Below are 26,020 nucleotides of genomic sequence, written 5' to 3' on the forward strand. Positions count from 1 at the left end.
GGCCCTCAGAACTGCACCCGCAACCCGACCTGCGCGATGTTCGCGGTGTAGTCCGAGCCCTGGTTGGTCGAGTTCAGGCGCTCATGGGTGAAGCTGGCGCGGACCGAGAAGGTCCGGGTCAGCTTGTATTCGAGCCTGGCGCCGATGGTCGACAGGCCCTCGCGCAGATCCTGGCCGTCATATTCGGTGCGGCCATAGCCGGCGAAGCCGGTGACGGTGATGTTGCGCCGTAGCGCATGTGCCACCTCGAGATTGACGCGCCGTGCTGTGGTGCCGCTCGAGCCGGGAATGGTGGTGTCGCCGAGCTCGGAGGTGCCGCGCAGCGTCACCGTGGTCAATGGTGTCGGTGTCCACAGGATCGCGGCGTCGCCGACGATACCGCGCAGGTTCTTCAGCCGACCATCCTCATATTTGCGGTCCTGATAGCCAACCGAGACCTCGCCGGTGAGCATGCGGCTGATCTCGAAGGTCGAGCCGAGGCGGGCGGTGTAGCCGTCCGAGGAGCGCATATAGCCGCTGGAATCGACCTTCTCGTCGAATTGGCGGGTGTCGACCTCTGCCTGGACGAAGGGCTTGAAGCCGGGCGTCACCTCATAGGCGGCGCGCAGGCGCAGGCCATACTGGGTCTGGTTGCGGTCGGCCTGGCTCAGCTTTTGTCCGTTGCTGAGATCGGCGTCCTCGTAATCCTGCCGATCGACCGCGCCGCGCAGGGTGAACTGCAGGCGGTTGACGTCATGGGTGATGCCGGCCGCGGCGCCATAGTTCCAGGTGATCGGCCGGCCCTGCACGGCGGCGGACAGATCGGGCGAGCCCGGGCGCTGCGTGTCGAGCCGCAGGCGCGATTCGAGCAGGATGCGGGTGTCGCGGGTCGCATCGAGGCGCAGCGACATGTTGCCTTCCGCATCCGGGCGCGAGGCGGTGTCGTCGCGATAATAGCGGCTGTAGCCGCCGCGCAGCATGCCGGTGAGCTCGTGCACGTTCCAGTCGGACTGGATGCCGAGCTCACCCTCGGTGCGGCTGAACAGCGAGCCCTTGCTCGCCCCGGACACGCGCGAGGGATTGGTGTCATAGCCGCCGGAGCCGGTGATCGCCGGGCGCAGGATGACGTTGCCGAGGCGCAGGCCGAGCGGTGCGTAAGGGTCTTCCTCCGGCCGCTTGCGCTTGCGCGGCTCGGGCGCCGGCGGAAGCGGCGGCGGCAGGGCGGTTATCGTCGGCTGCGGCGCGCGGACATCGCGCTGCGTGATGCCGCGCAGGCGCGAGGACCGTACCGGCTGGCTGGCGCGCGGCGGCTGGCCGGTGGAGATCGCGCCAGAGCGGCGGCGGGTCGCGGCGGCAGGCTCGTCGACCGCATCCGGAGAGGCAACCTGATTACGACTGGCCGAAGTCTGAGCCGCCTGCGCGACATAGCTGGGAGTGCCGGTGCGCAAGGCCGGCGCGCCGGGCCGGTTTGACGATGTCGCCTGCCGGTCGGAGGTCTGGGCGCGCACTTGCTCCGGCCAGGTCAGCCCGGCGACGCCGCAGCAGCCTGCGACGCCGGCGAGCCAGCAGATCTGGGCGAAACGGAACACTGGCGCGACGACGCTCCGGCGAGGCAAAGGCTCTCGCGCGCCGGAAGGGCGCGCATGGTTAATGGAGTTAGAACGAAGAGGGTTAATGCTGCGTCAACGCCGGCGCAGCGGTGGCCAGCCGGCCTCCCGGCATGCTAGAGGCGCGGCCATGACCGCGACCATCAGCGCCTCGGCGCTCCGTACCATCGCCACCGAACGGGCCGGGCTCGACGCTCTGCACGAAGCGATCGGCAACGGACTCGCCGAACCCTTCACCGCCGCCGTCGAAATGATCCGCGCCGCCTCGGGCCGGGTCATCGTCACCGGCATGGGCAAATCCGGCCATGTCGCCAGGAAGATCGTGGCGACATTGGCATCGACCGGTACGCCGTCGTATTTCGTCCATCCGGCCGAGGCCAGCCATGGCGATCTCGGCATGGTCCAGCCCGAGGATGTCGTCGTCGCCCTGTCCTGGTCGGGCGAAGCGGCCGAGCTTTCGGCGATCGTCGGCTATACCCGCCGCTTCCGCGTCGGGCTGATCGCGATCACCGCTAACCGCGACAGCGCGCTCGGGCGCGAGGCCGATATCGCGCTCGTCCTGCCGAAGGCGCAGGAAGCTTGCCCGAATGGGCTCGCGCCGACGACCTCGACGACGATGCAGATGGCGCTGGGTGATGCGCTCGCGGTTGCGCTGCTCGAGGCGCGCGGCTTCTCGCGCCAGGATTTCTACGTCTACCACCCCGGCGGCAAGCTCGGCGCGCAGCTCAAGACCGTCGCGACCATCATGCATTCCGGCGAGGGCCTGCCGGTTGTCGGCGAGATGGCGGCGATGGCCGATGTCGTCGCGATGATCACGGCCAAGGGCTTCGGTTGCGCCGTCGTGATCGATGTCGAGGGCAAGCTCGCCGGCGTCGTCACGGATGGCGACCTGCGCCGCAAGCTCGGCGCCGGCTGGGGCGGACGGGTGGCGCGCGACGTGATGACCAGGAATCCGCGCCGGATCGCGCCGGATGCGCTCACCGCCGAGGCGCTGGAGATGGTCAACCGCCTGCGCGTCACCGCGCTGATCGTCGCCGACGCTGGCGACAAGCCGGTCGGCCTCGTCCATGTCCACGACCTCCTGGCGCTGGGCGTCGCCTAGCTCGTAGCACCTTGCGAGGAGGCTCATGGCCGCGCTCGAATGGGATGATCTGCGCTATGTCCTCGCCGTCGCCGAGGCTGGCTCGTTCGCCGGTGCGGCGCGCGCATTGCGCGTCAATCATTCGACGGTGCTGCGGCGCATCGCCGCCTTCGAGCAGCAGCTGGGCCTGCGCCTATTCGAGCGCCTGCCCACCGGCTACGTGCTGACGGCCGGTGGCGAGGAACTCGTCGCCGCGGCCCGCAGCATCTCCGGTACCGTCACCGAGCTCGAACGCAGGATCGCCGGCCAGGACCTTCGCCTCTCCGGAACGCTGCGGGTCACCGCCACGGACACGCTGATGGGCTCGGTCCTGCCGGAGATCCTCGCCGAGTTCAGCGAGGCCCATCCCGGGATCGCCCTCGAGGTCGCCGTCTCCAATCTGATGTTCAACCTGACCAAGCGCGATGCCGACGTCGCCTTGCGCACCGCCGACAATCCGCCGGTGACGCTGGTCGGCCGCCGGGTCGGCAAGATCGCCTTCGCGATCTATGCCGCACCTATCTATCTGGCACAGCACGATCAGGCCGACCTCGCCGAGCACCGCTGGATCGGGCCGGACGATACGCTCGCTGGAACCTCGGTGGCGCGCTGGATGCAGGCGAAGCTGCCGAAGAGCGAGATCGTATTGCGGGCCGATTCGCTGCTGGCGATGCAGCAGACGGCGGTGGCCGGCCTCGGCCTGGTGGCTCTACCCTGCTATCTCGGCGACAGCGTGCCGGCCCTCACCTGCGTGCGCCGGCCGATCCCGGAGATGGAGACGGGGCTGTGGATTCTGACCCATGAGGATCTGCGTGCCGCCGCGCGGGTCCGCGCCTTCACCGATTTCGTCTATGCCGCTTTCAGGCGGCGGCGCGCCTTGCTAGAGGGCGAAGGCGCAGCCTCCGCTTGAAGCCTCAGGTCTCGACCAGCTTGAGGCCGATCACGCCGATCAGGATGAGCGCGAGCAGGCCAAGGCGGATGGGTGAGGCACTCTCGCCGAGAGCGAGGATGCCGACCATGGCGACGCCGAGCGCCCCGATGCCGACCCAGACCGCATAGGCGGTACCAACCGGCAATTGCTTCAGCGCCAGCGACAGCATGACGAAGCTGACGACCGCCGAGACGATGCCGATCACGCTCGGCCACAGCCGCGTGAAGCCGCCGGCCTGTTTCAGCGCGATCGCCCAGACGATTTCGAGCAATCCGGCTCCGGTGAGAAGTAGCCAGGACATAGGGAATCCCCTTGAAGAATGAAGCTGAGCCAGGCTGATCGCCCGAGCTCCTCCCTTCCCCCTTGTGGGGAAGGGTTGGGGATGGGGGTGGTGCCGCTTGGTGATCGCTGGAAGAAGATGAAGGGCGGCAGCAGCGGCCGCGCCATCTGATTCAACCGATCGCTCCGGCTTTGCGACCCCCACCCCTGCCCCTCCCCACAAGGGGGAGGGGTTCTCGCTGAGATTCAGAAGAGCTTGATCGCGGCGACGCCGATCAAGAGGACCGCGACGCCGGCAAAGCGCAGGGCCGAGATCTCGCGCTGGGGCAGGCGGAACCAGCCATGGCGATCGACGAAGAGCGAGACGATCTGCTGGCCGGCGACGGTCAGGCCGACGGTCGTGGCGGTGCCGATGGCGGGGATCGCGGTGAACACCGTGGTGACATAGGTCGCGCCGCAGATCGCGCCGATCCAACCCCACCAGGGCATCGCCTTGAGGCCACCAAGCTGCGGCCTGGCGCCATCCATCAGCAGCAGCGTCACCAGCAGGACCGCGATCATCGAGAGGGTCGCGACCACGAAGCTGATCGTGCCGACGACGAAGGGCGCGCCGAGATCGTGCCGCAGCAGGCCGTTGATCGCGCCCTGGACGGGCAGCACCGCACCGGCGACGAGGGCGAGCAGCATCCAGCCGAGCTTGGCGCCGGAGAGCTCCCTGGTCGCGCCCTTCTGGCCGAGGACGATCGCGATCACGCCGACAAGCACAGCGGCCGTGCCAAGCAGGGTCGCGGGCCTGGGCGCCTGCTGGGGAACGCCGAGCACGCCGAAGCTGTCGAGCCCGAGCGAGGCCAGCATCTGGCCGGCGATGAACAGCCCGACCGCGACGACCGCGCCGAGCCGCGGGAAGACCAGAATCGTCGAGGCGACATAGAGCGCCGTCGCGACGCCGCCGATCGCGTGCCACCAGGGCACCGCGGGGAGCCCGCCGAAAGCGGCGGCCGTGCCGGTCGCGATCGCGACGATCAGCAGCAGGATGGCGGCAAGGACGACCTGGATCGTCGTGGCGGCGAAGGGGCTCCCGGTCGCCTTCGACAATTGCGCATTGGCGCCGGCCTGGACCGCCAGCAGGCCGCCGGCGGCTAGGGAGAGGGGGATGAAGAGGGTATCCATGACGAGAAATCCTGTCGGGCAGGCGCGGTCAGGCGTCGGCGTGTTCGATTGCCGGCACGGCGAGGCCGCGCTGCACGGCGGGGCGAGCTGCGATCGTCTCGTGCCAGCGCTGCAGGTGAGGTGTGTCTGCGAGACTCAGGCCGAGCTTGGGCAAGGCGTTGATCCAGGGCCAGACCATGATGTCGGCGATGCCGTAGCTGGCCTCGACCAGATAGGGGCGCAGCGCCAGCTCGCCGTCGAGGACGCGCAGGATGCGGGCGGTCTCGCGCTCATAGCGCTCGATCGCGTAGGGCAGCGCCTCCTTGGCGAAGACCTTGAAATGCCAGAGCTGGCCGATCATCGGTCCGACATGGGCGGCCTGGAAGAAGCTCCATTGCAGCGTCTTGCCGAAGGCCTGCGGGCCGCTCGGCTGCAGCACGCCCGAGCGCTGCGCGAGATAGAACAGGATCGCGCCGGATTCGAAGACCGTCCGATCATGCTCGTGGTCGACGATCACCGGAATCTTGTTGTTCGGGTTGAGCGCCAGGAAGCTTGGCCGATGCTGGTCGCCCACCTCGATATCGACGATGGTGACGACATAGGGCAGCCCAGTCTCCTCGAGCATGATCGAGGCCTTGTGGCCGTTCGGGGTCTGGTAGGTGTAGAGGTCGATCGGGGTCATCGGCGTGCTCCGAAGTGCGGATGCCGACGAGATAGCTTGTGCACTGACGCGTCGCGATGTGCAATGTGGCGTCAGAAAAATGCGAAAATACACAGCCTATGAGGCGAGGACACTCGCCGCAGGTCGCGCCCGTTGGGTTGAATAGCCTTGCGCCAAAAAGCTCAACTCACCCGAAGCATTTTGGAAGCGCGGACTGATCAGACAAGCGCGGGAACCCCTCTCCTGTAAGGAGAGGGGTAGGGGTGAGGTGTTCGGGAGAAGAAACGTTGGCTTGAACACGACCACGCGGCAAGTGCTCGCGGAACTGGTCACGGGGCCTACACCTCACCCTGCCCTCTCCTTACAGGAGAGGGTTCCCCGCGCCTTTCCATCGAACCAGGCAGTCAGCCTCGCTTCGGGCATGACGTGCTGGAAACCGCGCGCGATGCGGGGCAGACTCAGCCGCGTTCGTAGAGCAGGCGGGCGCGGACCGTGCCGTCGAGGGCGCGAATCTCCTCGATGATCTCGCGCGCGGCCTCGCCGACCGGATCGGCCTCCATCACGACATAGCCGATCTCGCCGTCGGTCTGGAAGTTCTGGGCGGCGATGTTGATGTTGCGACTGGCGAAGACGTCGTTGAGGCGGCGCAGCATGCCGGGCGCGTTGCGCTGGACCTGGATAAAGCGGGTGCCGGCCGGGCGCGCCGGCAGCTGGACCTGCGGGAAATTGACCGCGCCGACGGTCGAGCCGACATCGGAATAGTCGACCAGCTTGCGCGCCACCTCGGCGCCGATGCGCTCCTGCGCTTCTTCCGTCGAGCCGCCGATATGCGGGGTCAGGATGACGTTGGGCAGCCCCTGCAGCGGCGAGACGAAGCGCTCGACATTCGAGGCCGGCTCTTTGGGGAAGACGTCGACCGCGGCGCCGGCGAGGTGCCCACTCTTCAGCGCTTCGGCGAGGGCGTCGAGATCGACGACCGTGCCGCGCGAGTTGTTGATGAGATAGGCGCCCTTGCGCATGGCGGCGATCTCGGCCCTGCCGATCATGTTGTATGTGGCAGGCGTCTCCGGCACGTGCAGCGAAACCACGTCGCTGTTCGCGAGCAGGGCGTTCAGGCTCTCGACCGGCTCGGTGTTGCCGTGGCGCAGGCGATCGGTGTGATCGTAATAGATCACGCGCATGCCCATCGCCTCGGCGATGTTCGAGAGCTGGCTGCCGATATTGCCGTAGCCGACGATGCCGAGGACCTTGCCGCGGACCTCGAAGGAGCCGTTGGCCGATTTGTCCCAGCCGCCGACATGGGCCGAGACCGAGCGGTCGGTGATCCGGCGCAGCAGCATCACGATCTCGCCGATGGTCAACTCGGCGACGCTGCGGGTGTTGGAGAAGGGCGCGTTGAAGACCGGGACGCCGCGCAGGCGCGCCGCATCGAGATCGACCTGGTTGGTGCCGACCGAGAAGCAGCCGACGGCGAATAGGCGTTTTGCGGCGGCGAACACCGGCTCGGTCAGCTGGGTGCGCGAGCGGATGCCGAGGATATGCGTCTTCTCGATCGCCTCGACGAGCTGGGCCTCGTCGAGCGCCTTCGGCAGGCGCGTGAGATTGGTGTAGCCGGCCTGCTGCAAGGCAGCGACGGCGGAATCGTTGATGCCTTCGAGCAGGAGGACGCGGAGGCGGTCCTTCGGGAAGGAAAGCCGGTCGGTGGGGAGGTTCATGGCGCGCTCGGTGGTCCAGCGATGCGCCTGCCGACCATGGGCCAGGCGGGCGACGGAGTGCCCGCTATAGACCTGTTATCGCAGCGCACAACCGTAAAGTTGCCGCGACGGGTTGGTGCTATGCGCTCGCAGCGCGCAGCGGCACGACGCCTCCCGGCGGGACCGATGTCAGGTGCTGCTGCGGCAGCAGGAAGGGCTGGCCGGCCGGCGGCAGCCGGCTGAAGGACAGCGAGACGCGGAAGACGCCGCGCAGGAGGTTGTCGTCGAGGATCGTCGCCGGCTCGCCCTGGGCGACGATCGCTCCCTCATGCATCACCACCAGCCGGTCTGCATAGGTCACGGCGAGGTTGAGATCGTGCAGCACCACCAGCACGGCTGCGCCTTGCGCCGCAATTGTGCGGGCGGCATCGAGCAGGGAGAGCTGGTGGCAAAGGTCGAGGCTGGCGATCGGCTCGTCCAGGAACAGGATCTGGCGCTGCGCGACGCTGCGCCCGGCCTCGAGCTGGCAGAGCGCGCGGGCGAACTGCACGCGCTGCTGCTCACCGCCGGAGAGGGTCTGGTACTGGCGCCCGGCGAGGCCGATGACGCCGGCAGTTTCGAGCGCCTGCGCGATGATCTGCTCCTTGCGGACGCGCGATTGCGCCCGGCCGACACCTTCGAGGCCGAGCCGGGCGACCTCGTAGACGCTGAAGGGGAAGGCGAGGCGCTGGTTCTGCACCATCACGGCGCGGCGGCAGGCGAGCTCCCAGCCAGGAATCTGCGGCAGCGCCATGCCGTCGAGACGGACCGCGCCGTGCGATGGCGAGAGCTCGCCGGTCAGCAGCTTGAGCAGGGTCGACTTGCCGGCGCCGTTGGGGCCGACGACGATGGTGGTTGTGCCTTCTTCGAGCGAAAGCGAAGCGCCGCGCACCAGAGTGCTGGTCCGCACAGAGAAGCTGAGGTCATCCGCTTCGAGGATCGCAGCCATCAGCTAGAGCTCCGCGATCCGGCCGCGACGCAGCAGCAGCCAGAGGAAGAAGGGCGCGCCGATGAAGGCGGTGACGATGCCGATCGGCAGTTCGGCCGGCACGACGACGAGACGGGCGACGATGTCGGCACCGACCAGCAGCGCTGCGCCACCGATCGCCGAAAGCGGCAGCAGCAGGCGGTGATCGGGCCCGATCGAGAGCCGGATCAGATGTGGCACGACGATGCCGACGAAGCCGATCACGCCGGCCGAGGCGACGCTGGCACCGACCGCGAGCGCGACCAGCAGGATCGCGAGTGCCTTGATGCGCTGGACGGGCACGCCGAGATGATAGGCCTCGGCCTCGCCGAGCATCAGGGCGTTGAGCCCGCGCGCCAGCAGGGGCACGGCAAACAGCAGCGGCAGCACGATCGGCGCCACCACTGAGAGCTTGGTCCAGCTCGCGCCGCCGAGACTGCCGAGCGACCAGAAGGTCAGGTCGCGCAATTGCCGGTCGTCGGAGATGAAGGCGAGCAGGCCGGTGAGCGAGCCCGCGAGCGCGCCAAGGGCGACGCCCGCGAGGAGCATGGTCGCGACCGAGGTGCGACCCTGGCGGGTCGCGATCAGGTAGAGCGCCAGCGTCGAGACCAGCCCGCCGAAGAAGGCGCCGAAAGGCAGCACCGCGAAGGGCAGCTTCATCGCGAAGGCCGAGAGGAAGAAGCGGTCGCCGAGCACGATCGTCGCGGCGGCGGCAAGGCCCGCGCCGGCCGAGACACCGACGAGGCCGGGATCGGCAAGCGGATTGCGGAACAGCCCCTGCATCAACGCGCCCGAAATCGCGAGCGCCGCCCCGACCAGTGCACCAAGGAGCAGGCGCGGCATGCGGATGTTGAGCACGACCAGCGCCTCGCGGCTGTCGAGCAGATCGGCGGGTCCAAAGCCGAGCTTCGCGAAGAGGATGTCGGCGACGCGACCGGGCGCGATCGCGAAGGCGCCGGCACCGAGCGAGAGCAGCATCAGCAGCAGACAGAACCCAACCAGCGCCGAGACCGCGATGATGCTCTTGCGCCGATGGCCGGCGGTGAGGACAGCCAGCGCGGCGGCGCTCGCGACCGGCGTCTGCTTCATGGCGAGCGTCATTTGGCGGCGGAGAGCTGGGCGACCTTGGCCTCGGGATAGAGCTCGGCCATCAGGTCACGCGCCGCGTTCGGCGTGCGCGGGCCGAAGCCAAGCAGATAGAGCCCGTCCATGCGGATCAACGCCTTCTGCTTCGCCGCCGGCGTCTGCGAGAAGGCCGGCATGGCGAAGAGCTCCTCGGGCGTCGCGTTATGGGCGCTGCTGAAGCGCATCATCAGCACGACGTCAGGCGCTGCTGTGATGATCGCCTCGTCAGTCATCGGCTTGAAGCCTTCGACGGCGCTCGCGGCATTGACGCCGCCGGCGAGCGCGATGATCGCATCGGCCGTGCTGTTGCGGCCACCGACCATGGTGCGGCCGTTCTGGAGGGAAAGCACGAACAGAACGCGCTTCTGCTTCGGCAAGCCGGTGCGCAGCCTGTCGAGCTCATCGAAGCGGGTCTTCACGGATGCGGCGAGCTGCTGTGCCCGCTCGGCGGCGCCGGCGGCCTTGCCGATCGCAGCGATCTTGGTGACGACGGCCTCCGGCGTCAGCGCCTCCGGGATCATCGTGATCGGCGTGCCGGATTCCTTGAGCAAAGCGAGCGCGTCGGGCGGGCCGGCGCCTTCCACCGCGATGACCTGCGAAGGCTTCAGCGAAAGCACGCCCTCGGCCGAGAGCGCTCGGACATAGCCGACGCTCTTCTTGTCCTTCTGCGCTTCAGGCGGCCACTGACTGGTGGTGTCGACGCCGACGATCTTGTCCTGCAGCCCAAGCGCGTAGAGCACCTCGGTGACGATGCCGCCCGCTGCGACGATGCGCTCAGCGGTCTGGGCCTGAGCGGTGGCGATGAAGCTGCCGGAACGAAGCTCGCCCGCAAAGCCGAGAGCAGCCAGTGCGCTGAGGCCGATCGCCGCGGCGAGCTCGCGGCCGAGGCGTTTCGCCTTCAGGCCGGCGAGCGGGTTTGGTGCGGAGGGTGACAGGTCGTGCATGAGCATCTCGGGGGGCTCGCCGCAGCGCAGCAAGCGGCCTGGCAGCGGCAGCTTCCCACTCTACAGTCATTCCAAAGTATTGGTTCAGTTTATAACCGTTCAAAACAGCGATTATCGAGCCGTTGTTGACGGTGATATTCGGCTTTACTAAGGAGGGTCAAGAGCGGCGCGGGCCGCCATGATCACCTGTTCCGGAACCGCCGAGGATTTCCCGATGTTCATCGCCATGAACCGCTTCAAGGTCGTCAAGGGGGAGGAGGAAGCCTTCGAGACGATCTGGTCCTCGCGCAAGACGCGCCTCGACGAGATGCCGGGCTTCGTCGCCTTCCATCTGCTCAAGGGCCCAGAGAAGGAGGATCACACCCTCTATTCCTCGCACACGACCTGGGCCTCGAAGGACGACTTCACCGCGTGGACGAAGTCGGAGCAGTTCCGGGAGTCGCATCGCAATGCCGGCCAGCCTCGGCCGACGCCGCTCTATCTCGGCCATCCCGAGTTCGAGGGCTTCGAGACGATCCTGACCGAGCGCAACCCGCATCTGCCGCGCCAGGCGGCCGAGTAAGGGGCTGAGATCATGTCGCTTACCGAGACGCTGGCGCCGGCGGCTTCCGCCGATGCGATGGAGAAGGTTCGGGCCGCGCTTGCCGCCAAGCCGGATGGGGTGATCGAGGTCGTTGCGCGCGAGCACGGCGTTTCGACGCTCGCGGTGCTCGAGGCAACGCCGGACGAGCAGCGACGCTTCATCGCCGCCGAGCGCTTCGAGGCGCTTTGGCAGGAGCTTTCGAGCTGGGGCACGGTGCTGTTCATCGTGCACACCCCCGACATCGTGCTCGAATGCGAGGGCTCGCTGCCGGTCGGCTCGTTCGGCCATGGCTACTACAATATCCATGGCGACAGCCCGATCGGCGGGCACATCAAGGCCGGCAACTGCACGGCGATCTACCTGGTCGATCGCCAGTTCCATGGCCGCCGTTCCTGCTCGGTGCAGTTCTTCAACGGTGCCGGCGAGGCGATGTTCAAGGTCTTCGTCCGCCGCGACGAGGCCCGCGAATTGCTGACGGACCAGGTCGAGCGCTTCGAGGCGTTGCAGAGAAGCTTCACCTGATCGTATACGGCTCCCGGCCGGGTCACCGCACTGCAAGGCCTTCACCGTCTGCCGGTGGAGGCCTTCTTCTTTGATGCGTGCGAAGGGTCGCAGCCCGATCACCGACAAATGACGTCAATCGCCTCTTTTCCGCCACGAGCCACGTGCGATACGGGGGCCGGCCGGCGATGTCATGGAAGTCAAAGCATTTACCAAGCGTTAACCATAAAGGCGCAGCCTCCTGCCGGCGGAGCGATGTGACGTGATCGATCCGATCGATCGCACGCAGGCTCTGGCAGGCGAGCACCATGGCCAGCCGGCAAGCGCGGACGACCTGCCCGAGCTCCCGGCGGAGGACGCGGATATGGCGGCGCAGCTTGCCTTGGCACAGGTCAGCCTGGCCAAGGATCTGATCGGCCTGACGCCGTCGGCGATGGGGCCGAAGGCGGCGGTCGCATCGTTCACCAAGCGCGCCGGTTTTCGCGACGGGGCGATGCTGGCGCTGCGTTTCGTGCAGGCGCGCTTTCTGTCCGTCTGGGGACTGTTGCTGGCGGCTGCGCTCTGCCCGCCCAAGGTCTTCGCCGATTTCGCGATCTTCGCGGCACTCGCTAATTTCGTATCGATCGCCGCGCTGCTGCGCTTCGAGGCGGTGTTCTTCCAGAACAGCGGGCGCTTGCATCTCGGCCGAGCCTTCCGACTCGCACTGGCTGCCGGTGCGATCTTTCTCGGTGTGATGGCGATCGTGATCCTGTTCGCGGCATCGGAGGGCTGGGTTCTGCGCGGCTTCGGCGCACTCTTCCTGATCTCGCTGGCGAGCCGCGCGGCGATGCGGCTGATCCTGGGAGAGGCTGCCGCCGAGGGGGATTTCGCCACGATCGGCAACAGCAACATCGTCCAGGCGTTGGTCCAGCCTGGGATGATGATCCTGCTGATCTGGCCGCTCGGACCGACGGCCCTGGCGCTGTTCGCCGCGGACGCCTTCGGCCACGCCGTGGCTGCCCTCTACGTGGCCTGGCGCCGGCGCCATTCGCTGTTGCCGCTGTTGCATTCGTCGCGCTGGTCGCGCACCGAACTGCGCGCCTCCGGCCGGCAATGGCGGAGTTCGCCGACCTATCTGTTGCCGTCGGCGCTGCTTTCGTTCGGCTTCTCGGCGGCGCCGCTGCTGGCATTGCCGCTGGCGAGCAATCCTGTTCTGGCGGCGCATGTGGCGCTGGCGACGCGCCTGCTCGACATGCCCGCGCAGATGTTCGGCGCGGCGGCTATTCCCTTGGTGATGAGTGATTTGCGCAAGCATCAAGGCCATGATCGTCAGAAGAGGGCGCGCCTGCTCACTTTGGCGATGGCAGCCATCGTGGCGGCACTGTTCCTCGCCATCGCGCTCGTCGCGCTCGTCGCGGACGAGATCGTCCTCGACGGCACCAAATGGGGTGGCCTCGGCGAGGTGATGGCGATCATGGCGCTGTTCTATGGTTGCGGCGCGCTGGTCGGACCACTGCAGGAAATGGGAGCCTTCTCCTCGCGCCCGCACAACCAGATGGTCGCCAATGCAGCGGCGCTGGCTGTCGTCGCGGTCGTGATCTGGGGGTTCGGCAGCTTGTCTCTTGCCCTGCTCGCTGCGATCGGGCTGGTTTCGCTGGCGCGGCTGCTGCTGCATCTGCGCCTGACCTGGATCGGGATCGGCGCCGAGCCGGCGGATACCGCAGCAGCCTAAGCGCTATTCGCGCCGGATCAGCCGGTCGGCAAGCAGGGATGAGAAGAAGCCCGGCTTGAACTCGCGCTCGAGCCGCTCGGGATCGTAGTCCCTGGCGACCCAGTCGAGGAACGGGGTGCCCTTGCTGGCGCCTTCGCGGGCATAGGTCTCGAAGAAGGCATCGAGGATGCCGGTCTTGGCGAAGCGGAAATGGCCATAGCGCAACGAGAGCTCGGCCATCGCCTCGGCGAGCGGCCGCTTCTCGTGGACGAGCAGATAGAGCGCGGCGAAGAAGCCGGCCCGATCTGCGCCGGATTTGCAGTGCACCAACGCAGGCGTCTTCAGCCCGGCGAAGAAGGCGGGCGCGGCGAGGATGGTGTCGCGGTCGGGCGCACCGCGCGAGCGCAGCACGAACTCGACCAGCGCGATGCCGTGACGCTCGCAGGCTTCCTTCTGCAGTGGCCAGGCACCGTGCTCGCGGCCGCCGCGCAGGTTGACGATGGTCTTGACGCCCTGGCGGGCGAACCAGGCAATGTCGGTCGGCGCCGGCTGGGCGGCGCGCCAAAGCTGCGGCGTGACGCGATGGGCGTTGAGATAGGCGAGCCGGAAGATGCCGTGGTCGGCCAGCAGCATGTTGGCCCAGGCGCGGGTGCGATCGAGTCGGCTGCTCAACGGGCGATCCCAGCGCGCGATCCGCGCCATGCGCCTGGCATAGCGGTCTTCCGGCCGCCGCCAGCGGTTCAGCATGGGAGTGCACCTGTCATGCCGGCCCGATAGCAGCGCCCGCCGGCTTGCGCAAATCGGTAACCCCTTGCGACTAAAGCTCGGGCTTGGCCTTTGCGGTCGGAACGCGCATAAGGCGCCCGAAGTTTTGTCATCGACAGGTCAGGTACATGCGGCTCGACGCCATCGCCATCGGCAAGAATCCCCCGGATGAAGTCAACGTCGTGATCGAGGTCGCCATCGGCGGCGAGCCGATCAAGTACGAGATGGACAAGGAAGCGGGCACGCTGTTCGTCGATCGCTTCCTCTATACGCCGATGCGCTATCCCGGGAATTACGGCTTCATCCCGCATACGCTGTCGGAGGATGGCGATCCTTGCGATGTTCTGGTCGCCAATACGCGCCCATTGGTGCCGGGCTCCTATATCGCGGTCAGGCCGATCGGCGTGATGATGATGGAGGACGAAGGTGGTGGCGACGAGAAGATCATCGCCGTGCCGGTGCCCAAGCTGACCAAGCGCTACGAGAACGTGACGAACTACACCGATCTGCCGCAGATCACGCTCGACCAGATCCAGCATTTCTTCGAGCACTACAAGGATCTCGAGCCCGGCAAATGGGTGAAACTCACCGGCTGGGGCGATGCCGCCAAGGCCAAGCAGCTGATCGTCGAGGCGATCGAGCGGGCGAAGGCAGCCAAGAAGGGCTGAGACTTTGCGTCATTCTCGGGCGGAGCAAAGCGCAGACCCGAGCATGACGCGCGCCCGATCTCAGCCCTCGTATTTCTCCAGGAAAGCCTCGACCGGCAGCGCCTGGAAATCCGCCAGCGCGGCGCGTAGGGCGGCGTGCTCCCAATCCCACCAGCCGAGCGCCTTCAGCCGCTCGGCGATCGCCTCCGGGAAGCGCCGGCGGATGATCCGGGCCGGATTGCCGGCGACGATGGTGTAGTCCGGCACGTCCTTGGTCACCACCGCGCCACCGGCGACGACCGCGCCGGTGCCGATGCTGCGGCCGGCCAGGATGATCGCGCCATGGCCGATCCAGACATCATGGCCGATCGTCACCGGCGTCGAGCGCCGCCAGTCGAAGAAGGAGGCGTCGTCCTCAGCATCCTCGAAATAGGCGCTGGCGCGATAGGTGAAATGCGATTGGGTCGCCCGCTGCATCGGATGGTTGCCCGGGTTGATGCGGGCATGGGCCGCGATCGAGCAGAACTTGCCGATCGTCGTGTAGATGACGTCGGAATCGTTCACAACATAGGAGTAGTCGCCGAGCGTCGATTCCGCGAAGGAGGTGCGGGCACCAATCTCGGTATAGCGGCCGAGCACGGCGTCGCGGACTTTCGCGGTCGGGTCGATCACGGGCTCGAGCCCGAGCTTCTTGCCTGCCATGACGGGCTTCCCTGGAAGATGCGTTAACCGAGCGGGATGCTGTCGAGCAGGACGAAACGGCTGGTGCGGCTCTCCTGCTTGAAGATGGCGACTTGGTCGATCAGGACCGGGCCGGCCGGCACCGCCTGCGCATGGGCCTGCGTCAGTGCCGCCTTGATCGGCGCGACCTCACCGTCCGGCAAGGAGCCGGTCAGCGTCATATGGAAGCGAAAGGCGTCGCCGACATAAGGATAGCCGTAAGCTTCGAGATAGGCCCTGTGTGCCGGCGTCAGCGGGCTCTGCAGCCGCCGCTCCAGGTCTGCCGGCGAGAGAGGCGCCCGGAACGGCTCGAAGGCCTGGACGATGTCGAAGGCGAAGCGCTGCAGCTCATCGCTCGGCTCGGATGGGGTCAGGGCAATGAAGCGGCCGAGCGCGTTGACGGAGAGCCCGGCAAGCCGGACCGGCGGACGCCCGGCGGCATAATTGCGGGCGAAGGCGCGCAGCGCCCCCTCATTGCGGCCATTGGCGAGCTCGAACGGCGCCTTCAGCGTGGCGTGGAAGCCGTAGCGGCGCGGCTCGGCGATCAGCTCTTGCCAATCGAGCGCCTCGCAGCCCGGCGGGACAGCGAAGGCGATGTCCCGCCCGGTAATAGCGTCATAGCCCAGCGTCGCGCTGCCGAAGCGCCAGAGGGCGCTGTCGGCGGCGGGGGTGTAATAGAGCGCGTAGCGCGGCGCAGGTTGGGTCATGCAGCGCTCAGAAGGCCCGGCGTCCTTGCGACCAGACGGTCGTGATCACTGGCGTCGGGCCAAGTGCCCGGAAGCGCACGAGATCGGCGCGCAGGCCGGGCTTCAGATGGCCGCGATCCCTGAGGCCGAGGATGTCGGCGACCTTCCAGGTAACCTTGGCCATCGCCGCGGGCAGGGCGATGCCGTGCTTGGCGTTGAGCTTGAGCACGGCCTGCAGCAGGCTTGCCGGGACATAGTCGGAGGAAAGCCCGTCGAGCAGGTCCTTTTCGGCCAGCTCCGCCACCGAGACGCCGCCGGAATGCGAGCCGCCGCGGACCACGTTCGGCGCGCCGGCGATGGTGGCGAGGCCGCGCTGCTTGGCGGCCTCGGCCGCCTCGACCGTGGTCGGGAATTCCGAGATCACCGCGCCCGAGGCGATGCCGGCCTCGACATGCTCGATGGTGGTGTCGTCATGGGTCGCGATCGGGATGCCGCGCGCCTGGAACATCTCGACCACGGCGCTCCAGTTGCGGCCGACATTGGCCTGGCCCTCGCGCTGGCGGACGGTGACGTCCTCCTCGAACTCGGCCTGCGTCTTGCCGCTGCCGAGCGCGTAGGTGCGCAGATGCGCGATGTCGCGCCATTGCCGCTGGCCGGGGGTGTGGTCCATCAGCGAGACCAGCTGGACAAGGCTATCATCCTGATAGGGCTCGATGTCCTTGAGCAGATCCGGGCTGGTCAGTTCGCAGCGCATATGGATGCGGTGGTCGATGCGGAAGACGTTCTCGGCGGTGCCGAGCCGGAGCGCATCCATCACATCGGCGAAGATGTCCTTGCGGTAATCCTTGGCCGAGAAGGGCGTGCCGGCGCAGATCGCGTCATAGACGGTGGTGACGCCGGCGGCCGCCATCTGGGCGTCATGGACCAAAGCCGCCGCGAGCCCGTTCGGCCAGAAGACCTTGGGGCGGGGCATGAAATGCTTTTCCATGTTGTCGGTGTGCATCTCGACGAGGCCAGGCGCGACATAGTCGCCCTGGACGTCAATCGCTTCCGGCAGGGAGGAGAGACCCTGGTCGACCGAGCGGATGCCGCTCTCGTCGAAGGCGATGGTCCCGGTGACGACCTCGTCCTCGAGGATCAGGCGGGCATTGGTCAGGATGGTGGACATCAGGCGGCCTTCCGGAAATCGGTGATGTCGAGATAGCGGGTCGCGACTGCCTCTCGCACGGCCTCGTCATGGAAGATACCGACGATGGCGGAGCCCCGTTCGCGCGCCTCGGCGATCAGCTTGACCACGACATTGCGGTTGTTCGCGTCGAGCGAGGCGGTCGGCTCGTCGATCAGCATGATCGGCGAGGGATCGACGAAGGAGCGGGCGATGTTGACCCGCTGCTGCTCGCCGCCGGAGAAGGTCGCCGGGGCGAGATCCCAGAGGCGCTGCGGCAAGTTGAGACGGGCGAGCATGGCTTTCGCGCGCTCGCTCGCCTCCTCAGGGGAAGCGCCGCGGGCGAGCAGCGGATCGCGAACGATGTCGAGCGCCGTGACGCGCGGGATGACCCGCAGGAACTGCGAGACGAAGCCGAGCGTGCGGCGGCGGATGTCGAGCACGGTGCGCGGCACCGCCGAGACGATGTCGATGGGACGACCGGCATGGGTGATGGCGATGGTGCCGGAGGTTGGCCGGTAATTGCCGTAGAGGATGCGCAGCAGGCTCGATTTGCCGGCGCCCGAGGCGCCCGCCAGCACCAGAGCCTCGCCGGCGGCGACCGAGAAGTTGACATTGTCGAACACCGACAGGCGCACGCCGCCCTGGTTGTGCAGGGTGAAGGTCTTAGCGACGTTTTCGACGAGAATCATCGTGGTCATGATCGCAATGCCTTGCGGGCTGGGGGTGACGCGAATGTGACGGCGCTCATACGGTGAGCACCGCCGAAGTCAGCAATTGCGTGTAGGCGTGGTGGGGATCGTCGAGGACCTGGTCGGTCAGGCCCTGCTCGACGACGCGGCCATCCTTCATCACCATCAACCGATCGGTGAGCAGGCGGGCGACGGCAAGATCATGCGTGACGATGATCGCGGCGAGGCCGAGATCGCGCACCAGCACACGCAGGAGGTCGAGCAGGCGTGCCTGGACGGAGACGTCGAGGCCGCCGGTCGGCTCGTCCATGAAGACCAGCTTCGGCTCGGAGACCAGCACGCGGGCGATCTGCAGGCGCTGCTGCATGCCGCCGGAGAACTGGCGCGGCCGGTCGTCGATGCGGTTTCCGGCGATCTCGACGCGCTGCAGCCAGTCGAGCGCAGTCTCGCGGATTTTGCCGTAATGGCGGGCGCCATTGTCCATCAGGCGCTCGCCGACATTGCCGCCGGCCGAGACGTCCATGCGCAGCCCGTCGCGTGGGTTCTGATGGACGATACCCCAGGCGGTGCGCATCAGCCGGCGTCGCTCCTGCTCGGCCACCGAATAGATGTCGAGCGGTTCGGCCCCGCCGCGGAACAGGACCTCGCCTTCGTCGGGCTTGTCGATGCCGGCGAGGCAGCGCAGCAAGGTCGACTTGCCCGAGCCGGATTCGCCGACGATCCCCAGCACCTCGCCCGGCCAGAGGTCGAAGGAGACATCGGCGCAGCCGATGCGCTCGCCATAGAAGCGGGAGACGCCGGCGACCGAGAGTAGGGGATCGAGATCGAGGGCGGCGGTGGGCGGGGCGACGTGAAGGGTCATGACTTTGCTCCCGCTTCATCATTCGCGCCGTCATCCCGGGCGGAGCGAAGCGCAGACTCGGGATCCATTTCGGAGTGCTCATCGGGAAGGTTCCGGAATGGGTCCCGGGCCTCCCTTCGGTCGCCCGGGACGACCTCGGAGTTTGAAACGAGCCCGCTCGCTGTCGCATCGGCGAGCATGGCGCCGCGATGGCCCTCTGCGCGTCGCGTCTCGCAATGATGGCTGTCGGAGCAGACGAACATGCGCCCGCCCTGGTCGTCGATCACGACCTCGTCGAGATAGGAATCGGCCGCGCCGCAGAGCGCGCAGGGTTGTTCCCAGCTCTGGACGCGGAAGGGGTGGTCCTCGAAATCGAGGCTGCGCACGCTGGTATGCGGCGGCACAGCATAGATGCGCTTCTCGCGGCCGGCGCCGAAGAGCTGGAGCGCCGGCGACATCTGCATCTTCGGATTGTCGAATTTCGGGATCGGCGAGGGCGCCATCACATAACGGCCATTGACCATGACCGGGTAGTCATAGGTCGTCGTCACCTCGCCGAAGCGGGCGATGTTCTCGTAGAGCTTGACCTGCATCAGTCCGTATTCGGCCCAGGCGTGCATCTTGCGCGTCTCGGCCTCGTGCGGCTCGAGCTTCCGCAGCGGCTCGGGCTGCGGCACCTGGTAGACCATGATCTGGCCGCTCTTCAGCGGCGCCTCCGGAATGCGGTGGCGGGTCTGGATGATCGTCGCCTCGTCGGTCGCCTCGGTCGTCCTGGCATCGGCGGTGCGCTCGAAGAAGCGGCGGATCGAGACGGCGTTGGTGGTGTCGTCGGCGCCCTGGTCGATGACTTTGAGCGTGTCGTCCGGACCGATGATCGCGGCGGTCACCTGGATGCCGCCGGTGCCCCAGCCGCGGGCGAGCGGCATTTCGCGCGAGCCGAACGGAACCTGGTAGCCCGGCACTGCGACGGCCTTGAGCAGAGCGCGGCGGATCATCCGCTTGGTCTGCTCGTCGAGATAGGCATAGTTGTAAGCCGGCTTTGTCTCGTCGCTGATGCTCTGGTGCACGGTCATTCCGCGGCCTCCGGCAGGGCTTTATCGTGTTGATCGGCGAGGCGTTGCTCGCGCTCGCGGCGAATGCGGCGGATCAGCTCGAGCTCGCCCTGGAAATCGACATAGTGCGGCAGCTTGAGATGCTCGACGAAGCCGGCGGCCTCGACATTGTCGGAGTGGTAGAGGACGAATTCGTCCTGCTGCGCCGGATAGGTCGCCGCCTCGCCGAACTCCCGCGCCCTCAGCGCCCGGTCGACCAGCGACATCGACATCGCTTTGCGCTCGCTATGGCCGAAGGAGAGCCCATAGCCGCGGGTGAATTGCGGCGGCACGTCCTTGGAGCCGGCGAACTGGTTGACCATCTGGCATTCGGTCAGGGTGACGTCGCCGAGATCGACGGCGAAGCCGAGCTCCTCCGGCACGAACTCGACCGCGACCTCGCCGACGCGGACCTCGCCGACGAAGGGGTGGCTGTTGCCGAAGCCGCGCTGAACGGAATAGCCGAGGCCGAGCATGAAGCCCTCGTCGCCGCGCGCCATCGCCTGCAGGCGGACATCGCGCTCGGCCGGGAAGCTGACGGGCTCGCGGGTCAGATCGAAGGGTCGCGGATCGCCTTCGGGAGGCGCCTCCTCTTCCATCAGGCCCTCGGCGCCGAGGATATCGGGCACGCGCGGCATGAAGGCGTCGAGCGGGGCTCGCGCCTCCCCTCCCCCTTGTGGGGAGGGGTTGGGGGTGGGGGGCGTGCCGCTTGGTGAGAGGTGCATGGACGAGGCGGCGGTGGTCGCTTCAGCTGCGCTCACCCGGTCGTTCGCCCCCCACCCCTGCCCCTCCCCACGAGGGGGAGGGGTTAGGCGCGGTGCCTCCGACTGTCCGCCCGCTTCCATCAACGAAAAATCGAAGAGCCGGTGGGTGTAGTCATAGGTCGGGCCGAGCACCTGGCCGCCGGGCAGGTCCTTATAGGTCGCCGAGACGCGGCGGCGGATCGCCATCTTGGCCGTGTCGAGCGGCTCGGAGGAACCGAAGCGCGGCAGCGTCGTGCGATAGGCCCGCATCAGGAAGGCGGCTTCGATCGCGTCGCCCTGGGCCTGCTTCAGCGCCAGCGCCGCGAGATCGGGGTCGTAGAGCGAGCCCTCGTTCATCACACGGGCGCAGGCGAGGCCCATCTGCTCGCGGATCTGCGCAACGGCGAGCTCCGGCACGCTCTCATCGCCGCGCCTTGCCTCGGCGACGAGACCATGGGTAGCGAGGATGGCGGCTTCGCCGCCCTTGACCGCGACATACATTAGTAAAGCTCCCGGCGGGGCATCAGCGGGTCTCCACGATTTGAGTCGAGCGCGGCAGGCCGAGCGCCTGGGTGCCATGGACCAGCAGCAGGTCGACGCCGAGCGGGTAGAGCGTGGCGTTGCCTTCGACCTCGTCCCAGAAACCGGGGCGCAACCCGGCAGGAGCGATCGTCCGGCGTCCGGCGATGCCGGGACCCTCGAGCGTGATCGCCTCACCGCCGTCGAGTCCGGCGCACTGGACGAGCACCGTGGTCGAGCGGTCGGGGAACTGGTCGTCGCCGGCGTTGAAGGCGGACAGCAGTGGTTCGGCCGCGGCGCCATCGATCACAGCGAAGGCGGCACGAGAGGGATCCTCGACCAGGGCGGCCGCGCAATGGAAGCGCAGCCAGGCGCCGGCCGGGCCATCGCGCAGGGCAACCGGCAGCCAGATCGGCGTCTCGTAGTCGGCGAGTGTCAGCAATGCGACCGCCGTCGCCGGCTCGAGCCCGACCGGTGCCTCGATCGCCTCACCGAGATCGCGAGCCAGGCCAGGCTCCGAGAGCGCCGCCAGCAAGGCGCGGAATGCGCCTTGCGACTGGAAAACCGGGTCAGAGAAGCCGGCATGGATCTGGTTGCCGTCCTGCATCGTCACGCTCCCCTGACCAGGGTGAAGAAGTCGACCTTGGTCGCCGCCGCCTTACGCGAGGCGAGCTCGCGGGCGGCCTGTTGCTTCTGCGTCAGAGCAAAGACACCGCGCTGCAACGGGCCGGCCTCGGCCTCGCCTTGCAGGAGTGCGTCGGTGATCGCCGCGAGCCGCGCCTTGCGGCCATCACGACCAAGTGCGTAGGAGAAGCCCATGGCGCCGCTTTCGAGGCGGACGACGCAGCGTGTCACCGTGGCTTCGCCGAGATTGAAGCGGCGGCCGGCACCACCGGCGCGGCCCTCGACCATCACGGTCCCGGTTTCGGGGGCCTTCAGCACCTCATGCGCCGGCAACGGTCCCGCCTGCTGCAGCAACGCATCGACCTCGCCTTGTGTGGCGCGTGCGAGGACGGCCATCCAATGCTGGCGTGTCGCGATTTCCGTCATACCGTGTCGGCCTCTCGCCAAGCGCCAATGTCTAGACTATGATAAGTCCGTCACTCGAAAAGGTCTATACATTTTGGATGAAATTTTGATGACGTCAGGCATGCCGGACAATCAGGGCAGCGATGGCGGCACGGCATGGCGGCGGATCGCCGACGCGCTCGCGGCCTCGATCGAGCAGGGCGAGTACGAGCCCGGCGACACGCTGCCAGCCTCGGTCGCGCTGGCCGAGCGCTACGGCGTGCACCGGCACACGGTGCGCCAAGCCTTCCGGCATCTGGCCGAGCGCGGGCTGGTGACGGTATCGCGCGGGCGCGGCACGCAGGTGACGGCGCCGCGCTTTCCATACCGGCTCGGCCGCCGGGTCAGCATGCGCAGCAATTTTGGCAAGCTCGGCATTATTGGATCAAGCGAGACGCTGTCGACGGCGCAGATCGCGGGGGAGGCCGAGGCCTGCGAGACGCTCGGCCTCAAGGCGGGCGCGGCATTATGGCAGGTCGAGGGCCTGAGCCGCGCCGACGGCACGCCGATCGGCACGGGCGTCCATTGGCTCTCGGTCGCCAGGTTTCCGGGTTTCGACACGGCGTTCCGTGCAGCCGGCGCTTCGATGACGGCGGCGTTCAAGGCTTATGGCATCGAGGACTATGTGCGTCTCTCGACGCGGCTCACGGCGCGGCTGGCGAGCGAACGCGAGGCCGCATTGCTGCAGATCGAGCCGGGAACTGCGGTGATGGTCTCGCTGGCGATCGATGCGCTACCGGACCTGACGCCGATCCACATCGTCAACAGCGTCTTCGCCGGCGAGCGGATGGAGATGGTGGTCGAGCCCTTCGGAGACTAGGCGCGGCAGGCTCTTCCTCGCCAAACCCGCTTCTTTGTGATTGCCGGACTCGGCCTGCGCCTTGCCTCGCATCGGGGAAGGCGCAATCCTTTGCCGAAGCCGACGGGCGCAACATCACGATTGCGCCGGGCCGGGACGAGGAAACGCCATGATCATCGCAAGCTCGCCGCTGCGCGCGGCAGTGGTTGCCGTCTCTTGCTGCCTGTCCTGGCTGGCACAGGCGGCGGAGTATCCGGCGCCAAAGCGCGGTACCTTCACCGTCAAGGATTTCCGCTTCAGTACCGGAGAGACCCTGCCGGAGCTCAAGCTCGGCTATGCGACGGTGGGTGAGCCGTCCGGCGAGCCGGTGGTGATCCTGCACGGCACGGCGGGTTCTGCCGCGAGCATGCTGACGCCCGCCTTCGCCGGCGAGCTCTTCGGGGCCGGGCAACCGCTCGACGCGGCGAAGTATTTCATCATCTTGCCCGATGCGATCGGCGCCGGCTCGTCCTCGAAGCCATCCGACGGGCTGCGGGCGAAGTTCCCGCGCTACAATTACGACGACATGGTCGAGGCGCAGTATCGGCTGGTGAATGAGGGCCTCGGCGTCCGCCATGTCCGCCTCGTGCTCGGCAATTCGATGGGCGGCATGCACAGCTGGATGTGGGGCGTGAAGTATCCCGACTTCATGGACGCGCTTGCGCCGATGGCCTCCCAGCCGACCGAGATGTCGAGCCGCAACTGGATGATGCGGCGGATGATCATCGATGCCGTGCGCAACGATCCGGAATGGAAGGGCGGCGACTACAGCGCGCAACCGCAGGGCTTCCGGGTCGCCAACGTCTTCTTCGGCATCGCCACCAGCGGCGGTACGCTCGCCTATCAGAAGCTGGCTCCGACCCGCGAGGCGGCCGACAAGCTGCTCGACGACCGGCTCAAGGCGGCGTTCAGCGCCGACGCCAACGACTTCCTCTACCAGTGGGATTCCTCGCGCGACTACAACGTCTCGCCGAAACTCGAGGCGATCAGGGCGCCGCTGCTGGCGATCAACTCGGCAGATGACGAGCGCAACCCGCCCGAGACCGGCATCATGGAGAGTGAGCTCAAGCGACTGCCAGGCGCCAAGCTGCTGCTGATTCCGGCAAGCGCCGAGACGCGCGGCCACGGCACCACCGGCATGGCGAAGTTCTGGGCGAAGGATCTCGCGGCCTGGCTCGCAACCGTGCCGAAGCGCGCTCCCGGCCAGAACTGATCCGGTGGCCTGCCTTCACACCGCCCGCTTGCCGATGATGGCGAAGCGCAGTCTGTTCGAGAGGAAGTCGATCGCGGTCACTGCCGCCAGAACCAGCAGGATCAGGAACGAGACCTGCTGCCATTCGAGCGTGCGGATGGTCTCGGCGAGATAGAGGCCAATGCCGCCGGCGCCGACGATGCCGATGATGGTCGAGGAGCGGGTGTTCGACTCGATGTAGTAGAGCACCTGGCTGGCGATCACCGGCAGAACCTGCGGGATCAGGCCGAAGCGGATCTCGTGGAGCTTGCCGCCGCCGACCGAGGCGACGCCCTCGACGGGCTTGCGGTCGATGGCTTCGATCGCTTCGGAAAAGAGCTTGCCCAGTTCGCCGAGATTATGGGTCATGATCGCCAGCATGCCGGCGAAAGGACCCAGGCCGACGACATTGACCCAGATCAAAGCCCAGATCAGCGCATCGACGCCGCGCACCGTATCGAGCGAGCGGCGCGCGAGAAAATGTATGAGGTTGTTGGCGACGACGTTCTTGGCGGCGAGGAAACCGAGCGGAAAGGCGAGGATCGCCGCCAGGATCGTGCCGAGGAAGGCGATGGCAATGGTCTCGAACAGCGCCTTGACGAAGATGATGGCGCGGGCGAACGAGCCGGGATCGGGCGGTAGCATCAGCGCGACGAAGGTGCCGAGATTGGAGAAGCCGGCGATGATCTTCCAGAGCGAAGTCTCGAGCGTCGTCAGCCCGTAGAGGAAGAGCCCGACGAGACCGCCGACGATGGCGATCGTGATCAGCTTCGTCTTCAGCGAGCCGTCGATGGCGGTCTTGTGGCGGGCGATCAGTGCGGCGCGATCGGCAGCGGAGAGGGCGAGCGTCATTTGCCGTGCTCCAGGCTAAGCAGCGCGTGGCGCAGGCGCTCGGTTCCGTAGTCGATCAGCATGACCGTGATGATGATCAGCAGCAGGATGGCGCTGACATCGGTGAAGTAGAATTTGCGGATCGCCTCGATCAAATCCTGGCCGATGCCGCCGGCGCCGACGAAGCCCATGATCGAGGCGCCGCGGACATTGATCTCGAAGCGCAGCAGCGCGTAGCTGGCGAAATTCGACAGCACCTGCGGCACCACCGCGAAGCGGATGGTCTGCCACCAGCCGGCGCCGGTGGCGGTCAGGCCGTCGACCGGTTTCATGTCGATGTTCTCGACGACTTCCGAGAAGAGCTTGCCCATCGCACCCATGGTGTGGATGGCGATGGCGAGCACGCCGGGCAGCGGGCCGAGGCCGAAGGCGATGACGAAAATCAGTGCGAAGACGATCTCGGGGACGGTGCGGCAGAATTCGAGGAAGCGGCGCGTCGCCCAGCGCAACCCGGCCGAACGGCCGAGATTACTGGCGGCGGCGAAGCAGAGCAGGAAGCCGCCGACGGCGCCGAGAATGGTGCCGGTATAGGCGATCAGCAGGGTCTGCCAGAGCAGCTTCAGCCAGCCATTGAGGCCCCAGTACCATTCCTTGAGATCGGCGCCGAGCGTCGCCAGGCGCAGCGTCGGCATGGTCTCGAGGATGTATTTCGGGAAGCGCCAGGCGTTGGCGGCGAATTTCGCGAAGTCGACCTCGGCACCGATGCTGGCGAGCAGGACGCAGGCGACAAAGATCGCCGCTCCGAGCAAGGTCTGCAGCCGCTTCGCCGCCATTTCGCGCCGATAGAGATCGGCATGGGCGGCGATGGCGGGATCGTTGCGGTCGATCGCGAGTGTCATGGGATTATGCCCTGG

27 protein-coding genes and 1 pseudogene are annotated in these 26,020 nt (G+C 67.3%); 8 read left to right on the forward strand and 20 right to left on the reverse strand.

Features of this window, described 5'->3' with window-relative positions; translation table 11 throughout:
• Positions 1-5 precede the first annotated feature (5 nt).
• Positions 6-1,568 carry an outer membrane beta-barrel protein gene (locus tag ACSQ24_RS29175; RefSeq protein WP_436098290.1) on the reverse strand — a complete coding sequence of 521 codons (1,563 nt, stop codon included), beginning with the start codon at positions 1,566-1,568 and terminating at the stop codon, positions 6-8.
• A gap of 148 nt (positions 1,569-1,716) precedes the next feature.
• On the opposite strand from ACSQ24_RS29175, the gene ACSQ24_RS29180 reads away from it, so the two are divergent.
• Positions 1,717-2,688 carry a KpsF/GutQ family sugar-phosphate isomerase gene (locus tag ACSQ24_RS29180; RefSeq protein WP_436098291.1) on the forward strand — a complete coding sequence of 324 codons (972 nt, stop codon included), beginning with the start codon at positions 1,717-1,719 and terminating at the stop codon, positions 2,686-2,688.
• 25 nt (positions 2,689-2,713) lie between these two features.
• Positions 2,714-3,616 (forward strand): LysR family transcriptional regulator, encoded by a 903-nt coding sequence (locus ACSQ24_RS29185; protein WP_436098292.1) that lies wholly within the window; start codon positions 2,714-2,716, stop codon positions 3,614-3,616.
• 4 nt (positions 3,617-3,620) lie between these two features.
• Here ACSQ24_RS29185 and ACSQ24_RS29190 read toward each other — a convergent pair whose 3' ends face one another.
• From ACSQ24_RS29190 to ACSQ24_RS29220, 7 genes are all read right to left on the reverse strand, one after another.
• Positions 3,621-3,938, reverse strand: a complete 318-nt coding sequence (locus ACSQ24_RS29190) for a DMT family transporter (RefSeq protein ID WP_436098293.1) — start codon at positions 3,936-3,938, stop codon at positions 3,621-3,623.
• Between the two features lie 224 nt (positions 3,939-4,162).
• Positions 4,163-5,086: a DMT family transporter gene (locus tag ACSQ24_RS29195; RefSeq protein ID WP_436098294.1), complete on the reverse strand. Its 924-nt coding sequence runs from the start codon at positions 5,084-5,086 to the stop codon at positions 4,163-4,165.
• A gap of 28 nt (positions 5,087-5,114) precedes the next feature.
• On the reverse strand, positions 5,115-5,747 hold the full coding sequence (locus tag ACSQ24_RS29200; protein ID WP_436098295.1) for a glutathione S-transferase family protein: 633 nt from the start codon (positions 5,745-5,747) through the stop codon (positions 5,115-5,117).
• 437 nt (positions 5,748-6,184) lie between these two features.
• Positions 6,185-7,441, reverse strand: a complete 1,257-nt coding sequence (gene serA / locus ACSQ24_RS29205) for a phosphoglycerate dehydrogenase (protein WP_436098296.1) — start codon at positions 7,439-7,441, stop codon at positions 6,185-6,187.
• A 118-nt stretch (positions 7,442-7,559) separates the two neighbouring features.
• On the reverse strand, positions 7,560-8,408 hold the full coding sequence (locus ACSQ24_RS29210) for a heme ABC transporter ATP-binding protein (RefSeq protein ID WP_436098297.1): 849 nt from the start codon (positions 8,406-8,408) through the stop codon (positions 7,560-7,562).
• Positions 8,409-8,411: 3 nt separating this feature from the next.
• Positions 8,412-9,404 carry a FecCD family ABC transporter permease gene (locus ACSQ24_RS29215; RefSeq protein ID WP_436098317.1) on the reverse strand — a complete coding sequence of 331 codons (993 nt, stop codon included), beginning with the start codon at positions 9,402-9,404 and terminating at the stop codon, positions 8,412-8,414.
• A 119-nt stretch (positions 9,405-9,523) separates the two neighbouring features.
• Positions 9,524-10,501 carry a heme/hemin ABC transporter substrate-binding protein gene (locus ACSQ24_RS29220; protein WP_436098298.1) on the reverse strand — a complete coding sequence of 326 codons (978 nt, stop codon included), beginning with the start codon at positions 10,499-10,501 and terminating at the stop codon, positions 9,524-9,526.
• A gap of 208 nt (positions 10,502-10,709) precedes the next feature.
• Between ACSQ24_RS29220 and ACSQ24_RS29225 the strand changes: the two genes are divergently transcribed.
• From ACSQ24_RS29225 to ACSQ24_RS29235, 3 genes are all read left to right on the forward strand, one after another.
• On the forward strand, positions 10,710-11,057 hold the full coding sequence (locus tag ACSQ24_RS29225) for an antibiotic biosynthesis monooxygenase family protein (protein ID WP_436098318.1): 348 nt from the start codon (positions 10,710-10,712) through the stop codon (positions 11,055-11,057).
• A 12-nt stretch (positions 11,058-11,069) separates the two neighbouring features.
• Positions 11,070-11,600, forward strand: coding sequence for a heme utilization cystosolic carrier protein HutX (hutX, locus tag ACSQ24_RS29230; protein ID WP_436098299.1), 531 nt, complete (start codon positions 11,070-11,072; stop codon positions 11,598-11,600).
• A gap of 241 nt (positions 11,601-11,841) precedes the next feature.
• The gene (locus ACSQ24_RS29235) at positions 11,842-13,290 is read left to right on the forward strand and encodes a hypothetical protein (RefSeq protein ID WP_436098300.1); all 1,449 of its coding nucleotides are present in this window, start codon (positions 11,842-11,844) and stop codon (positions 13,288-13,290) included.
• A gap of 3 nt (positions 13,291-13,293) precedes the next feature.
• Here the strand turns inward: ACSQ24_RS29235 and ACSQ24_RS29240 are convergent, their stop codons facing one another.
• The gene (locus ACSQ24_RS29240) at positions 13,294-14,016 is read right to left on the reverse strand and encodes a fused DSP-PTPase phosphatase/NAD kinase-like protein (RefSeq protein ID WP_436098301.1); all 723 of its coding nucleotides are present in this window, start codon (positions 14,014-14,016) and stop codon (positions 13,294-13,296) included.
• A gap of 146 nt (positions 14,017-14,162) precedes the next feature.
• On the opposite strand from ACSQ24_RS29240, the gene ppa reads away from it, so the two are divergent.
• Positions 14,163-14,702 carry an inorganic diphosphatase gene (gene ppa / locus ACSQ24_RS29245; RefSeq protein WP_436098302.1) on the forward strand — a complete coding sequence of 180 codons (540 nt, stop codon included), beginning with the start codon at positions 14,163-14,165 and terminating at the stop codon, positions 14,700-14,702.
• 60 nt (positions 14,703-14,762) lie between these two features.
• Here ppa and ACSQ24_RS29250 read toward each other — a convergent pair whose 3' ends face one another.
• The 9 genes and pseudogenes from ACSQ24_RS29250 to phnG all read right to left on the reverse strand — a co-directional run bounded on the left by ACSQ24_RS29250 (position 14,763) and on the right by phnG (position 22,188).
• Positions 14,763-15,383: a chloramphenicol acetyltransferase gene (locus tag ACSQ24_RS29250; RefSeq protein ID WP_436098303.1), complete on the reverse strand. Its 621-nt coding sequence runs from the start codon at positions 15,381-15,383 to the stop codon at positions 14,763-14,765.
• 23 nt (positions 15,384-15,406) lie between these two features.
• Complete coding sequence (locus tag ACSQ24_RS29255) at positions 15,407-16,108, reverse strand: DUF1045 domain-containing protein (protein WP_436098304.1); 702 nt, start codon at positions 16,106-16,108, stop codon at positions 15,407-15,409.
• A gap of 7 nt (positions 16,109-16,115) precedes the next feature.
• Positions 16,116-17,255, reverse strand: coding sequence for an alpha-D-ribose 1-methylphosphonate 5-triphosphate diphosphatase (locus tag ACSQ24_RS29260; RefSeq protein ID WP_436098305.1), 1,140 nt, complete (start codon positions 17,253-17,255; stop codon positions 16,116-16,118).
• Positions 17,255-17,953 (reverse strand): phosphonate C-P lyase system protein PhnL, encoded by a 699-nt coding sequence (gene phnL / locus ACSQ24_RS29265; protein ID WP_436098306.1) that lies wholly within the window; start codon positions 17,951-17,953, stop codon positions 17,255-17,257. Before phnL ends, ACSQ24_RS29260 begins: the two co-directional genes overlap by 1 nt.
• Positions 17,954-17,999: 46 nt before the next feature.
• Positions 18,000-18,806: a phosphonate C-P lyase system protein PhnK gene (phnK, locus tag ACSQ24_RS29270; RefSeq protein ID WP_436098307.1), complete on the reverse strand. Its 807-nt coding sequence runs from the start codon at positions 18,804-18,806 to the stop codon at positions 18,000-18,002.
• 164 nt (positions 18,807-18,970) lie between these two features.
• Positions 18,971-19,858, reverse strand: a pseudogene (locus tag ACSQ24_RS29275) (alpha-D-ribose 1-methylphosphonate 5-phosphate C-P-lyase PhnJ); the annotation flags it as partial.
• Positions 19,855-21,120: a carbon-phosphorus lyase complex subunit PhnI gene (locus ACSQ24_RS29280; protein WP_436098308.1), complete on the reverse strand. Its 1,266-nt coding sequence runs from the start codon at positions 21,118-21,120 to the stop codon at positions 19,855-19,857. The gene ACSQ24_RS29280 and the pseudogene ACSQ24_RS29275, both read right to left, overlap by 4 nt.
• 22 nt (positions 21,121-21,142) lie before the next feature.
• Positions 21,143-21,745 (reverse strand): phosphonate C-P lyase system protein PhnH, encoded by a 603-nt coding sequence (phnH, locus tag ACSQ24_RS29285; RefSeq protein WP_436098309.1) that lies wholly within the window; start codon positions 21,743-21,745, stop codon positions 21,143-21,145.
• Positions 21,746-21,747: 2 nt separating this feature from the next.
• Complete coding sequence (gene phnG / locus ACSQ24_RS29290; protein ID WP_436098310.1) at positions 21,748-22,188, reverse strand: phosphonate C-P lyase system protein PhnG; 441 nt, start codon at positions 22,186-22,188, stop codon at positions 21,748-21,750.
• A gap of 88 nt (positions 22,189-22,276) precedes the next feature.
• Between phnG and phnF the strand changes: the two genes are divergently transcribed.
• Positions 22,277-23,026: a phosphonate metabolism transcriptional regulator PhnF gene (gene phnF / locus ACSQ24_RS29295; protein ID WP_436098311.1), complete on the forward strand. Its 750-nt coding sequence runs from the start codon at positions 22,277-22,279 to the stop codon at positions 23,024-23,026.
• Positions 23,027-23,174: 148 nt separating this feature from the next.
• The gene (locus ACSQ24_RS29300; protein ID WP_436098312.1) at positions 23,175-24,257 is read left to right on the forward strand and encodes an alpha/beta fold hydrolase; all 1,083 of its coding nucleotides are present in this window, start codon (positions 23,175-23,177) and stop codon (positions 24,255-24,257) included.
• A 15-nt stretch (positions 24,258-24,272) separates the two neighbouring features.
• On the opposite strand, the gene phnE (ACSQ24_RS29305) is transcribed toward ACSQ24_RS29300, so the two are convergent.
• The gene (gene phnE, locus ACSQ24_RS29305) at positions 24,273-25,127 is read right to left on the reverse strand and encodes a phosphonate ABC transporter, permease protein PhnE (RefSeq protein WP_436098313.1); all 855 of its coding nucleotides are present in this window, start codon (positions 25,125-25,127) and stop codon (positions 24,273-24,275) included.
• The gene (gene phnE, locus ACSQ24_RS29310) at positions 25,124-26,005 is read right to left on the reverse strand and encodes a phosphonate ABC transporter, permease protein PhnE (RefSeq protein WP_436098319.1); all 882 of its coding nucleotides are present in this window, start codon (positions 26,003-26,005) and stop codon (positions 25,124-25,126) included. Before phnE (ACSQ24_RS29310) ends, phnE (ACSQ24_RS29305) begins: the two co-directional genes overlap by 4 nt.
• Positions 26,006-26,020 lie beyond the last annotated feature (15 nt).

This window comes from Allobosea sp. LjRoot237 (assembly GCF_964253285.1).
GTDB lineage: Bacteria > Pseudomonadota > Alphaproteobacteria > Rhizobiales > Beijerinckiaceae > Allobosea.